The sequence below is a fragment of the uncultured Streptomyces sp. genome (assembly GCF_947488945.1).
In the GTDB taxonomy this organism is placed as follows: Bacteria; Actinomycetota; Actinomycetes; order Streptomycetales; family Streptomycetaceae; genus Streptomyces.
In genome coordinates this window covers 449346-462585 of sequence record NZ_CANLBS010000002.1, presented here as the reverse complement: position 1 = coordinate 462585, position 13240 = coordinate 449346, and the positions used below count along the sequence as shown (strand labels likewise).

The window sequence follows — 13240 nt, the reverse complement described above, 5'->3', positions numbered from 1 at the left end:
CGTGCGCCGCCGGCCCCGCCGCCCCACCCCGTCCGCTCCCCCGCCACCCCACCGACACCCCCGAGGAGGCAGTCCCCCGTGACCGCCCGCAAGCCGTCCCGCAAGACGCCCGCATCCATCGAGGCCACCCCCGCGCCGAAGCCGGCGCCGACGGACGTGACGGACGGCCGCACGTCCTCGGCCACCCCGCCGGCCGCCGCTCCCACCGCGCCCGCTCCCGCCGCGGCCGCCCCCGTCGCGGCCCCCGTCGCGACGGCTCCGGCCACCGGTGAGGCGGCCCCGGCCCCCGAGCGCGCCGAAGCCCAGGAGGTGTCGGCCGTCCCGCCCCGGCCGCGGCGCGGCGGCGGCAGCAAGGGCGCCCAGCCCGCGCCCGCCCTCGACGGAGCCGACCGGGGACGGCTGCTCGCCGGCGAGCACCACGCCCCGCACGACCTGCTGGGCGCGCACCCCACCCGCGGCGGGGTGCTGGTACGGGCGCTGCGCCCCCACGCCACGCGGGTGACCGTGGTCGCCGAGGGGCTGCGCGCGGAACTGCACGACGACGGGGACGGATTCTTCGCGGGCGTCCTGCCGGTGGCGACGGTGCCGGAGTACCGTCTGCTGGTCGCCTACGCCGACGGCCCCGAGACCCCGGACGAGATCGAGGTGGACGACCCGTACCGCTTCCTCCCGGCACTGGGCGACCTCGACCTGCACCTGATCGGCGAGGGCCGGCACGAGGAGCTGTGGACCGCGCTCGGATCGCGGGTGATGGAGCACCAGGGCGTCACCGGCACCCGGTTCACCGTGTGGGCGCCGAACGCGCGCGGGGTAAGGATCGCCGGCGACTTCAACTACTGGGACAGCACCGCGTCCCCGATGCGCTCACTGGGCTCGACCGGGGTGTGGGAGCTGTTCCTGCCCGGCGTCGGCGAGGGGACGCTGTACAAGTTCGACATCGCGCGCCCGGACGGCTCGCACACGCTGCGCGCCGACCCGATGGCCCGGCAGGCCGAGGTGCCGCCGGCCACCGCCTCGGTCGTCACCGCCTCGCACTACGCGTGGGAGGACGACGAGTGGATGGCGCACCGCGGCGACCGCCCGGTGCACGAGGCCCCCTTCTCCGTGTACGAGGTGCACCTGCCGTCCTGGCGTCCGCGCCTCACCTACCGCCAGCTCGCCGCGCAACTCCCCTCGTACGTGAAGGACCTGGGCTTCACCCACGTGGAGCTGATGCCGGTCTCCGAGCACCCCTTCGGCGGCTCCTGGGGCTACCAGGTCACCGGCTTCTACGCCCCGACCTCCCGCATGGGCACCCCGGACGACTTCCGCTTCCTGGTCGACTCGCTGCACCGGGCGGGCATCGGCGTCATCGTCGACTGGGTGCCCGCGCACTTCCCGCGCGACGCGTGGGCGCTGGCCGAGTTCGACGGCCGGGCGCTCTACGAGCACTCCGACCCGCAGCGGGCCGCGCACCCGGACTGGGGCACCCTGGAGTTCGACTTCGGCCGCAAGGAGGTGCGTAACTTCCTGGTCTCCAACGCCACCTACTGGTGCGAGGAGTTCCACATCGACGGCCTGCGGGTCGACGCGGTCGCCTCGATGCTCTACCTCGACTACTCCCGCGAGGAGGGCGAGTGGTCGCCCAACGAGCGCGGCGGCCGGGAGAACCTGGACGCGGTCTCCTTCCTCCAGGAGATGAACGCGACCGTGTACCGCCGCAACCCCGGTGTGGTCACCATCGCGGAGGAGTCCACCGCCTGGGACGGCGTCACCCGCGCCACCCACCACATCGGCCACGACGGTTTCGGCGGCCTCGGCTTCGGGCTGAAGTGGAACATGGGCTGGATGCACGACTCGCTCGGCTACGTCGAGAAGGAGCCGGTGCACCGCAAGTACCACCACGGGGAGATGACGTTCTCCATGGTGTACGCGTACAGCGAGAACTACGTGCTGCCGATCTCGCACGACGAGGTGGTGCACGGCAAGCGGTCGCTGGTGTCGAAGATGCCCGGCGACTGGTGGCAGCAGCGCGCCAACCACCGCGCCTACCTCGGTTACATGTGGGCCCACCCGGGCAAGCAACTCCTCTTCATGGGGCAGGAGTTCGCCCAGGGCGCGGAGTGGTCGGAGGGCCACGGCCCGGACTGGTGGCTGCTGGACCCGTCGTACGAGGCGTCCGGCGACCACCAGGGCGTCCGCGCCCTGGTCGGCGACCTGAACGCGGTGTACGGCGCGCTGCCCGCGCTCTGGCAGCGCGACACCGTGCCGGAGGGCTTCAGCTGGGTGGTGGGCGACGCCGCCGAGGACAACGTCTTCGCCTTCCTCCGCTTCGACGCCGACGGCTCGCCGCTGCTGGCGGTCTCGCACTTCTCGCCGGTGGTCCGCCACGACTATCGCCTCGGCGTCCCGGACGCCCCCAACGCCTGGGTGGAGGTCCTGAACACCGACGCCGCCCGCTACGGCGGCAGCGACGTCCGCAACGAGGACCCGCTGAAGCCGGAACCGGTCCCGTCCCACGGCCGCGACCGGAGCATCACGGTCACCCTTCCCCCCCTGGCCACGGTCTGGTTCCGCCCGGCCTGACCGGGGGCGGGCCCGGTCCCCGGCCCGACCCGCGTGACGGAGCCCGTACCGCCACGACCGGCGGCACGGGCCCGTCCGGTAGCGGCCCCGCGGCACCCGTCACGCCCCCGCGAGCGCCTCCTCCAGTTCCTGGCGCAGGCGGCGCTCGGGGCGGGCGCCGATCATGGAGCGGACCGGTTCGCCGTCCTTGAAGACCAGCAGGGTGGGCATGGACAGGACGGCGTACCGGCCGGCGACGGCGGGGTTGTGGTCCACGTCGATCTGGACGACCTTGATCCGCCCGGACTCCGTCCCGGCGATCCGGCTGAGCACCGGGGCGAGCTGGCGGCAGGGACCGCACCAGTCGGCGGTGAACTCCACCAGGACGGGGAGCGGGGCGGTCAGCACCTCGTCGTCGAAGGTCCCGTCGGTCACCTCGGCGACGCCTGTGGCATGGATCATCGGTCGGTCTCCTGGTCCGTGAGAGGGCTGGGGGCAGTGGAAGGGCTCGGGTCACTGAGTGCGCAGCGGGGTTCCGGGCCGCCGGGCAGCGCGGCGGCCGCCTCGACCTCGGCGCGGGCGAGCTGGGTGCCGACCTCGGTGCGTACGGACCGCAACTCGGCGATCAGCGCGTCAAGTTCGTCCAGCTTGCGGCGGTAGACCGCGAGCGAGGCCGGGCAGGCGTCACCGTGGGGATGGCCCGCCCGCAGGCACTCCACGAACGGCCGGGTCTCCTCCAGACCGAACCCGAAGTCCTGAAGGGTGCGGATCTGGAGGAGCTGCCGCAGATCGCTCTCGTCGTACGTGCGGTAGCCGTTCTCCGTGCGCCGCGACCGCAGCAGGCCGCGGGACTCGTAGTACCGCAGCGTCCTTGTCGTCGTCCCGGCCCGTTCGGCCAGCTCCCCGATGCGCATGCGCCGACGGTAATCCTTGACGTGGGCGTCAGGGCAAGGGGCGTTCCGGAGGACGGCCCCCGGCCGCCCTCCGGAATCCGCCCCCTCCCCGCCGCCGGGTCAGGCGGCCGGTGCCGCCGCCGTCAGGAGGACCTCCGCCAGCTCGCGCGGGCGCGAGAGCATCGGCCAGTGGCCCGTCTCCATCTCGACCAGCCGCCACCGGTCGCCCTTGAGCAGTTCGACGACGTCCGGATTCGGCTCGGGGCCGTCCAGCAGGCACTTGACGTACGTCGCCGGGAGCTCGCCGAGCGGCCGTTCCAGCACCGCGGGCTCGGTCAGGGTCGCGCCGGGGTGGGGTGTCGCACCGGCCACGAACCGGGCGACGGCCTCCGGGGAGAGGTCCTGGCCCTCGAAGTCCGGGGCGGTCAGCGGGGGCCACCAGCCGCCGCTCGCCTCGATGCCGGCCTCGACCGTCGCCCGCCCGTCCGGCCAGGCGGAGACGAACGACTCGCCGTCGGCGGGGACGTTGGAGTCCACGAACACCACGTGTGCCAGCCGGTCCCCGATCCGTTCGGCGGCCTGGCCGACCGGGATGCCCGCGTAACTGTGCCCGACCAGGACCACGTCCCGCAGTCCGAGCCGCTCCACCTCGTCCACGACGTCTTGCACGTGGGTCTGCTGTCCGGCCGGGAGGTCCCGTTTCTCGGCGAGGCCGGAGAGGGTCAGCGGGTGCGCGGTGTGCCCGGCCTCCCGCAGCTCCCGCACCACCTCGTCCCAGGCCCACGCTCCGAGCCAAGCTCCCGGCGCCAGTACGTAGTTCGTCATGTCAGCACCGTAGCGCGGGGGTACGACAACGGACTGGCGGAGGGTGCGCCTGGCGGCGGGAGACAGAAGCGCCCGCACCGTTCGGGGTGCGGGCGCTTCCGTTCGGGGCGGCCGGGGGTGGGGGGTCGGGCGTCCCCGGCGCGGGCCCCGGGTCGGGGTGGCGGACCGGCCGTCAGACCTTGAGCGGGGCGCCGTCGCCCTCGCGGGTCTCCGGCACGCGCTCGTGCTCGTGGGCGGGCCCGGAGGGATCGCCGTGCACCGGGGCGTCGTCGGACAGCATCCGCTCGTCGAAGGGGAGCCGGCCGGCCAGCACCTGGTCCACCCGGCCCTTGTCGATCTCCTTGGTCCAGGTGCCGACGAGGACGGTGGCGACGGCGTTCCCCGCGAAGTTGGTCAGCGCGCGGGCCTCGCTCATGAAGCGGTCGATGCCGACGATCAGTCCGACCCCGTCGACCAGTTCGGGCCGGTGCGACTGGAGGCCGCCCGCGAGGGTGGCGAGCCCGGCGCCGGTGACGCCCGCCGCACCCTTGGACGCGATGACCATGAAGACCAGCAGGGAGATCTGCTGTCCGGCGGTCAGCGGCTCGCCCATCGCGTTGGCGATGAAGAGGGAGGACATCGTGAGGTAGATGGCGGTGCCGTCGAGGTTGAAGGAGTAGCCGGTCGGCACGGTGATGCCGACGACCGGCTTGCTGACGCCCAGGTGCTCCATCTTCGCGATCAGCCGCGGCAGCGCCGACTCCGAGGAGGAGGTGGACAGGATCAGCAGAAACTCGCGGCCCAGGTACTTCAGCAGCAGGAAGAGGTTGACCCCGGCCACCAGCCGCAGGAGCGCGCCCAGCACCACGAAGACGAACAGGGCGCAGGTGACGTAGAAGCCGACCATGATGATCGCCAGCGACTTCAGCGCGTCCGCGCCGGTCTCGCCGACCACCGCCGCCATCGCGCCGAACGCGCCCACCGGCGCCGCCCACATGATCATGGCGAGGATGCGGAAGACCAGCCGCTGGATGTGTCCGATGCCGCGCAGCACCGGCTCACCGGCGGAGCCGAGCGCCTGCAGCGCGAAACCGGCGAGCAGCGCCACCAGCAGTGTCTGGAGGACCTCGCCCTCGGTGAAGGCGGAGACGATCGTCGTCGGGATGACGCCCAGCAGGAAGTCCACGGTCGACTCGCTCGCGCCGGACGCCTGCTTCTCCCCGGCGGCGCGGGCCGCCTCGGTGAGGTGGAGGCTGGAGCCGGGCTCCAGGATGTTGCCGACGACCAGGCCGATGGCGAGGGCGACGGTGGACATCACCAGGAAGTAGCCGAGTGCGAGGCCGCCGACCGCGCCGACCTTGGCGGCCTTGCGCACGGAACCGACGCCGAGCACGATCGTGCAGAAGATGATGGGCGAGATCATCATCTTGATGAGGTTGACGAAGCCGGTGCCGATCGGCTTCAGCTCGACCGCGACCCCGGGGGCGACGAAGCCCACCAGGATGCCGAGCGCGACGGCGGCGATCACGGCTATGTACAGGTAGTGGGTACGGTCCCGTCGTGCGGCTGTCCCTGCCACGGGCGTCTCCTCGGCTCGGTCGGCGGCGGCCCCTCGTCCCTGGGGGGCCTCGGTGACTATCCATCGCGCTGTGACGGCCGTCACCCTTGCGTTCATAACGTTCACGGGACCGGTGGGAGGGCGCGGGACGGGAAGGCAGACTGTGGGCCATGCGCCTCCCCCGTACCCGCCCGCGTTCGCTGGCCGGGCAGCTCTTCGCGATGCAGGTCGTGCTGGTCGCCGCGGTGGTGGCCGGCTGCGCCGTCTACGCGTACGCCTCCGGCAGCGAGCAGGCCCGTGACACCGCCGAGCGGCAGGTCCGCGCGACGGCGCTCGCGGTGGCCGCTTCGCCGTCGGTGCGGGAGGCGATCCGTACCCCGGACCCGTCCGCCGTACTCCAGCCGTACGCGGAGCGGGTCCGCGCGGACACCGGGATCGCGTTCGTCACGATCATGAGCCCGGCCGGTTCGCGGTGGACCCACCCGAACACCGCGCGCATCGGCGAAACCTTCCTCGGCCACCGCGAGCGGGCGCTGCTGGGCGAGACCTTCTCGGAGACGTACACCGGCACCCTCGGCCCGTCGATCCGGGTGGTCACACCGGTGCGGGACGGCGGCCGGATCACCGGCCTGGTGAGCGCGGGCATCACGGTGGACCGGGTGTCGCGGCAGGTCCGGGAGCAGGTGCGGGCGCTCGGGCTGGCGGCCGGCGGGGCGCTGGCGCTGGGCGGGCTCGGCACGTACGTGGTCAACGCGCGGCTGCGGCGGCACACCCACGGGATGAACGCCGCCGAGCTGAGCCGGATGCACGACTACCACCAGGCGGCGCTGCACGCGGTGCGCGAGGGGCTGCTGATGCTGGACGGGCAGCGGCGGATCGCGCTGGTCAACGACGCGGGGCGGGAACTGCTGGGCCTCGGCCCGGACGCGGTGGGGCGGCGGGTGGACGAGCTGGCGCTGCCGGCCGCGCTCACCGGGGCGCTGCTCGCCCCCGAGCCGCGCGCCGACGAGCTGCATCTGACGGCGGACCGGGTGATCGTGGTCAACTCCCGGCCGGTGGTGGGCGGCGAGCGGCGCGGCACCGTGGTGACGCTGCGCGACCACACGGAGCTGCAGGCGCTGTCCGGCGAGCTCGACTCGGAGCGCGGTTTCACCCGTGCGCTGCGGGCCCAGGCGCACGAGGCGGCGAACCGGCTGCACACGGTGGTGTCGCTGATCGAGCTGGGCCGGGCCGAGGAGGCGGTGGACTTCGCCACCGCCGAGCTGGAGCTGGCGCAGGTGCTCACCGACCGGGTGGTGGGCGCGGTCGGCGAGCCGGTACTGGCGGCGCTGCTGCTCGGCAAGGCGGCGCAGGCGAACGAACAGGGCGTGGAGCTGGTGCTGACCGAGGAGAGCCTGCTGGACGACGGGGTGCTGCCGGACGGGCTGGCCCGGCGCGACCTGGTGACCGTCCTCGGCAATCTGATCGACAACGCGGTGGACGCGGCGACGGGTGGTTTCGGCGGGCGGCACGGGGACGCGGCCCGGACGGCGGCCGTGCCCGTCCCGCGGGCGTCCGCCGGCGCCGGCCCGGTCCGGCCGCGGGTCACCGTGACGGTGCGGGCGGACGGCGGTGAGCTGCTGCTGCGGGTCGCGGACAGCGGACCGGGCGTGGAGGCCGGGGACGCGGACGCGGTGTTCCGCGACGGCTGGTCGACCCGCGGCTCGGGCCGGGGGCTCGGCCTGGCGCTGGTCCGACAGGCGGCGGTGCGGGCGGGCGGTTCGGTGGAGCTGGGCCGCGGCGCGGACGGCGGCGCGGAGTTCTCCGTGCGCCTCCCGCTGGCGGGCCGTACGGGATCGGAGGCGCGGGCGTGATCCGGGTGCTGGTGGTCGAGGACGATCCGGTGGCGGCCGACGCGCACCGGCTGTACGTGGAGCGGGTGCCGGGCTTCGAGGTGGCGGCGGTGGCGCACTCGCGGGCGGCGGCGGTGCGGGCGCTGGAGCGCACGGAGGTCGATCTGCTGCTGCTCGACCTCTACCTGCCCGACGGCCACGGGCTCCAACTGCTGCGGGCACTGCGGGCCAACGGCCACGGGGCGGACGTCATCGCGGTGACCTCGGCGCGCGATCTGGCGGTGGTGCGGGAGGGCGTGTCGCTCGGAGTGGTGCAGTACGTGCTGAAGCCGTTCACCTATCCGACGCTGCGGGACCGGCTGACCCGGTACGCGGAGTTCCGGGCGGCGGCCGGCGAGGCCAGCGGCCAGGAGGAGGTGGACCGGGCGCTCGGCGCGCTGCGGGCGCCGCACGCCTCCGCGCTGCCGAAGGGGCTGAGCGGGCCGACGCTGGAGGCGGTGACGCGGGTGCTGCGGGCGGCCCCGGGCGGGGTGACGTCGGCGGCCGCCGGGGAGGCGCTGGGCATCTCGCGGATCACGGCCCGCCGCTATCTGGAGCACCTGGTGACCGAGGGACGGGCGGCCCGGAAGCCGCACTACGGGCAGGTGGGGCGACCGGAGCTGCACTACCGGTGGACGCCGGACCACCGGTGACGGCGGGAGCGCACAAGCACGACAACACGAAGGGGCGGGGCTCGCGGCCCCGCCCCTCGTGCACGGCGCCCCGGTGGGCGCGGGGTCTCCTAGAAGACGGACTCCGCCTCGATCATGCGCTCGGCGGGCACGGTCTTCAGCCGCGTCACGGCGTCGGCGAGCGGCACCATGACGATGGCGTTGCCGCGCAGGGCCGTCATCTTGCCGAAGTCGCCGCGGTGCACGGCCTCCACCGCGTTCCAGCCGAACCGGGTGGCGAGCACCCGGTCGTACGCGGTCGGGGTGCCGCCGCGCTGGACGTGGCCGAGGATCACCGGCCTGGCCTCCTTGCCGAGCCGCATCTCCAGCTCGGCGGCGAGCCGGTTGCCGATGCCCTGGAAGCGCTCGTGGCCGAACTGGTCGATGGCGCCCTTGGCGTACGACATGGAACCCTCGGCCGGGTGCGCGCCCTCGGCGACGCAGACGACGGCGAACTTCTTGCCGCGCGCGAACCGCTCCTCGACCATCTTCACCAGGTCGTCCACCTGGAAGGGCCGCTCGGGCAGGCAGATGCCGTGCGCGCCGCCCGCCATCCCGGACTCCAGGGCGATCCAGCCGGCGTGCCGGCCCATGACCTCGACGACCATCACCCGCTGGTGCGACTCGGCGGTGGTCTTCAGACGGTCTATGGCCTCGGTGGCGACGCCCACCGCGGTGTCGAACCCGAAGGTGCGGTCGGTGGCGGAGATGTCGTTGTCGATGGTCTTCGGGACGCCGACGACCGGCATGCCGGCGTCGGAGAGCATCCGGGCCGCCGTCAGGGTGCCCTCGCCGCCGATCGGGATCAGGGCGTCGATGCCGTAGCGGCGGGCCAGCTCGTCGCAGTTCTCGGCGGCCTCGCGCAGGCGGTCGCGCTCCAGCCGGGCCGATCCGAGGATCGTCCCGCCACGCGCCAGGATGCCGCTGACGGCGTTGAGGTCGAGGGGGCGGTAGAAACCGTCCAGGAGGCCCTTGAAGCCGTCCTCGAAACCGATGACCTCGTCGCCGTGCCCCACCACCGCACGGTGCACGACCGACCGGATCACTGCGTTCAGTCCGGGGCAGTCGCCGCCCGCGGTGAGAATTCCGATGCGCATCGTGCTGTGTCTCCTGCTCGCTAGTGCCGGGCTACCGGGAGCCCCTGGGAACCCCCGTACCGTGAGCCGCCCCGATTGTCCCACGGCGCGCACGCACCTCGCGCTTCCGGCCGCCCCGGCGGGGAGACGAAAAAGCGAAATCCCGGGTACGGGTGACGGAAGACCCGGTGCGCGCGGGCCGTGCGACGGCGGACTGCGGCAGCCTTGGTCCGGGGCCCGGAGAGGCTTCGGACCCCACGTGGCGCAGGTGCGGGCCCAGCCCCGGCAGGGCACTCTCTCCGGGGGCGTCCTAGCCCGCCGCGCGGGTATCGTCAAGAGGCAATGCAAGCCAATACGACCCGAATCGGGATATCGGCGACACGATCGGCCGTGACCGCCCGTGGGGATGGGAGAGCACGCGTGACGCGCAGCGTGTACGTGACCGGCATCGACCGGGGGGACGGCCGCCAGGTCGTGGAACTCGGTGTCATGGAACTGCTGACGCGCCAGGTGGACCGCGTCGGCGTGTTCCGGCCACTGTTCCACGAGGGTCCGGACCGGCTGTTCGAACTGCTGCGGGCCCGCTACCGGCTCTCGCAGGCCGAGGAGACCGTGTACGGCCTCGGTTACGCGGAGGCGGCGGCGGTCCAGGCGGAAAAGGGCACCGACGAGCTGGTCTCCCGGCTCGTGGAGCGCTTCCACGCCGTCGCCCGCGACTACGAGGTCGTCCTGGTCCTCGGCTCCGACTACGCCGCCACCCAGCTCCCGGACGAACTGGCTCTCAACGCCCGGCTGGCCAACGAGTTCGGCGCCTCCGTCGTCACCGTCGTCGGCGGTCGCGGACAGCCCGCCGACTCGGTCGCCGCGGAGGCCCGCAACGCCTACCGCGCCTACGCCGGGCTCGGCTGCGACGTCATCGCGATGGTGGTCAACCGGGTCGCGCCCGACGACCGGCAGACCGTCGCGGACGGCATCGGCGCCCGGCTCCCGGTCCCCGCCTTCGTGCTCCCCGACGACGCCGCGCTCTCCGCGCCCACGGTCGCGCAGATCACCGCCGCGCTGGACGGCACGGTGCTGCTCGGCGACGACGCGGGGCTGGCCCGCGACGCGCTCGACTTCGTCTTCGGCGGCGCCATGCTGCCCAACCTGCTGAACGCCCTGACACCCGGCTGCCTGGTGGTCACCCCCGGAGACCGCTCCGACCTGGTGGTCGGCTCGCTCGCCGCGCACAGCGCCGGCACCCCGCCGATCGCCGGGGTGCTGCTCACCCTCGACGAGCGGCCCGGCGAGGAGATCCTGACGCTGGCGGCCCGCCTCGCGCCCGGCACCCCGGTGGTCTCGGTCGCCGGCGGCTCGTTCCCGACCGCGGGCGAGCTGTTCGGCCTGGAGGGCAAGCTCAACGCGGCGACCCCGCGCAAGGTGGAGACCGCGCTCGGCCTGTTCGAGCGCCACGTCGACACCGGCGCCCTGCTGGAGCGCATCTCGCTGGCCCGCAGCGGCCGGGTCACGCCCATGATGTTCGAGCACGACCTGCTGGAGCAGGCCCGCGCCCACCGGCGTCGCGTGGTGCTGCCCGAGGGCACCGAGGAGCGGGTGCTGCGCGCCGCGGACGTGCTGCTGCGCCGAGACGTCTGCGACCTGACTCTGCTCGGCGACACCGACCTGATCCGCAAGAAGGCCGCGGACCTCGGCATCGACCTCACCGGCACCCAGCTCATCGACCCGCAGACCTCCGAGCTGCGGCAGCGGTTCGCCGAGCGGTACGCCCAGCTCCGCGCGCACCGGGGGGTGACGGTCGAGCTGGCACACGACGTCGTCTCCGACGTGAACTACTTCGGCACGCTGATGGTGCAGGAGGGCCTGGCCGACGGCATGGTCTCCGGCTCGGTGCACTCCACCGCGGCGACCATCCGGCCCGCCTTCGAGATCATCAAGACCAAGCCGGACGCCTCGATCGTCTCCTCGGTCTTCTTCATGTGCCTCGCCGACAAGGTACTGGTGTACGGGGACTGCGCGGTCAACCCGGACCCGGACGCCGAGCAGCTCGCGGACATCGCGGTGCAGTCGGCGGCGACCGCCGCCCGGTTCGGGGTGGAACCCCGGATCGCGATGCTGTCGTACTCCACCGGCACCTCGGGGTCGGGCGCCGACGTCGACAAGGTGCGCCAGGCGACCGAGCGGGTGCGCGCGGAGCGGCCCGATCTGCGCATCGAGGGCCCGATCCAGTACGACGCGGCGGTCGAACCGTCGGTGGCGGCGACGAAGCTGCCGGGCTCCGAGGTGGCGGGCCAGGCGACCGTCCTGATCTTTCCGGACCTCAACACCGGGAACAACACCTACAAGGCCGTGCAGCGCTCGGCGGGGGCGGTGGCCGTGGGCCCGGTGCTCCAGGGGCTGCGCAAGCCGGTCAACGACCTGTCGCGCGGCGCACTGGTGCAGGACATCGTCAACACCGTGGCCATCACGGCGATCCAGGCCCAGGGCGAGGAGTGACCAGCATGACCACGAGCGACACGAACAACACGACCGCCCACGACGAGAACGCGCAGGCCGCGCCGCACCGCGTGCTGGTGCTGAACTCCGGCTCCTCGTCGGTGAAGTACCAGCTCCTCGACATGCGTGCGGGGACCCGGCTGGCGTCCGGCCTGGTCGAGAGGATCGGCGAGGAGACCTCCCGCCTGGTCCACACCCCGGTCGCCCGGGGCGGCGAGGCGCGCGAACGCACCGGCCGCATCGCCGACCACGAGGAGGCGCTGAAGGCGGCCGCCGAGGAGCTGGCCGCCGACGGCCTCGGCCTGGACTCCCCCGAACTGGCCGCCATCGGCCACCGGGTCGTGCACGGCGGGCTGAAGTTCAGCGAGCCGACCGTCATCGACGACGACGTGCTCAAGGAGATCGAGCGGCTGGTGCCGGTCGCCCCGCTGCACAACCCGGCGAACATCACCGGCATCCGCACCGCACAGGCGCTCCGCCCGGACCTGCCGCAGGTGGCGGTCTTCGACACGGCGTTCCACACGACGATGCCGGAGCACGCGGCGCGGTACGCGATCGACGTGGCGACCGCCGACGCGCACCGGGTGCGCCGCTACGGCTTCCACGGCACCTCGCACGCGTACGTCTCGCGCAGGACGGCCGAGCTGCTCGGCCGCCCCGTGGAGGAGCTGAACACGATCGTGCTGCACCTCGGCAACGGCGCCTCGGCGTCGGCGGTCGCGGGCGGCCGGTGCGTGGACACCTCCATGGGCCTGACCCCGCTGGAGGGCCTCGTCATGGGGACGCGTTCCGGGGACGTCGATCCCGCCGTCGTCTTCCACCTCAAGCGGGTGGCGGGCATGTCGGCGGACGAGATCGACGTCCTGCTCAACAAGAAGAGCGGGCTGGTCGGGCTCTGCGGCGACAACGACATGCGCGAGATCCGCCGCCGGGTCGACGAGGGCGACAGGGCGGCGACGCTGGCCTTCGAGATCTACATCCACCGGCTGAAGAAGTACATCGGCGCCTACACCGCCGTGCTCGGCCGGGTGGACGCGGTCGTCTTCACGGCGGGCGTCGGGGAGAACTCGGCGCCGGTCCGCGAGGCGGCGATCGCCGGATTGGAGGAGCTGGGCATGGCGGTCGACGCCGGGCTCAACGCCGTACGGTCCGGCGAGCCGCGGGTGATCTCCCCCGAGTACGCGCGGGTGGCGGTCGCCGTCGTCCCGACCGACGAGGAACTGGAGATCGCCGGGCAGACCTTCGCGCTGGTCGGCGGGGCCGCTCCGGGGGGCGGGGACGACCGCGCCGGAGCGTCCGGACAGAACGACAACTGAGCACCCCCGCGCAC

Annotated in this window: 10 protein-coding genes; 5 read left to right on the top strand and 5 right to left on the bottom strand. The window is 73.5% G+C overall.

Annotation, left to right across the window (positions count from 1 at the left end):
* Positions 1–78: 78 nt before the first annotated feature.
* Entirely contained in the window at positions 79–2565 is a 2487-nt protein-coding gene (gene glgB / locus Q0994_RS04200) for a 1,4-alpha-glucan branching enzyme (RefSeq protein WP_299529168.1), read from the top strand.
* Between the two features lie 99 nt (positions 2566–2664).
* Here glgB and trxA read toward each other — a convergent pair whose 3' ends face one another.
* The 4 genes from trxA to Q0994_RS04180 form a co-directional block, all read right to left on the bottom strand.
* On the bottom strand, positions 2665–3006 hold the full coding sequence (gene trxA, locus Q0994_RS04195; RefSeq protein WP_299529166.1) for a thioredoxin: 342 nt from the start codon (positions 3004–3006) through the stop codon (positions 2665–2667).
* Positions 3003–3458 (bottom strand): MerR family transcriptional regulator, encoded by a 456-nt coding sequence (locus Q0994_RS04190; RefSeq protein WP_299529164.1) that lies wholly within the window; start codon positions 3456–3458, stop codon positions 3003–3005. Before Q0994_RS04190 ends, trxA begins: the two co-directional genes overlap by 4 nt.
* 99 nt (positions 3459–3557) lie before the next feature.
* Positions 3558–4262, bottom strand: coding sequence for an alpha/beta fold hydrolase (locus Q0994_RS04185; RefSeq protein ID WP_299529162.1), 705 nt, complete (start codon positions 4260–4262; stop codon positions 3558–3560).
* Between the two features lie 172 nt (positions 4263–4434).
* Positions 4435–5820 carry a cation:dicarboxylate symporter family transporter gene (locus tag Q0994_RS04180; protein WP_299529160.1) on the bottom strand — a complete coding sequence of 462 codons (1386 nt, stop codon included), beginning with the start codon at positions 5818–5820 and terminating at the stop codon, positions 4435–4437.
* Positions 5821–5969: 149 nt separating this feature from the next.
* Between Q0994_RS04180 and Q0994_RS04175 the strand changes: the two genes are divergently transcribed.
* Positions 5970–7652 (top strand): sensor histidine kinase, encoded by a 1683-nt coding sequence (locus Q0994_RS04175; RefSeq protein ID WP_299529158.1) that lies wholly within the window; start codon positions 5970–5972, stop codon positions 7650–7652.
* A complete protein-coding gene (locus Q0994_RS04170; protein ID WP_299529156.1) occupies positions 7649–8323 on the top strand; it encodes a response regulator in 675 nt (224 codons plus the stop codon). The genes Q0994_RS04175 and Q0994_RS04170 overlap by 4 nt, the downstream gene beginning before the upstream one ends.
* A gap of 89 nt (positions 8324–8412) precedes the next feature.
* Here the strand turns inward: Q0994_RS04170 and Q0994_RS04165 are convergent, their stop codons facing one another.
* On the bottom strand, positions 8413–9438 hold the full coding sequence (locus Q0994_RS04165; protein WP_299529154.1) for an ATP-dependent 6-phosphofructokinase: 1026 nt from the start codon (positions 9436–9438) through the stop codon (positions 8413–8415).
* 399 nt (positions 9439–9837) lie between these two features.
* Here Q0994_RS04165 and pta point away from each other — a divergent pair, with 399 nt between their 5' ends.
* Together pta and Q0994_RS04155 are read left to right on the top strand one after the other, a co-directional pair.
* Positions 9838–11910 (top strand): phosphate acetyltransferase, encoded by a 2073-nt coding sequence (gene pta / locus Q0994_RS04160; protein WP_299529152.1) that lies wholly within the window; start codon positions 9838–9840, stop codon positions 11908–11910.
* Positions 11911–11915: 5 nt separating this feature from the next.
* Positions 11916–13226, top strand: a complete 1311-nt coding sequence (locus tag Q0994_RS04155) for an acetate kinase (protein ID WP_299529150.1) — start codon at positions 11916–11918, stop codon at positions 13224–13226.
* The last annotated feature ends 14 nt before the right edge of the window (positions 13227–13240 follow it).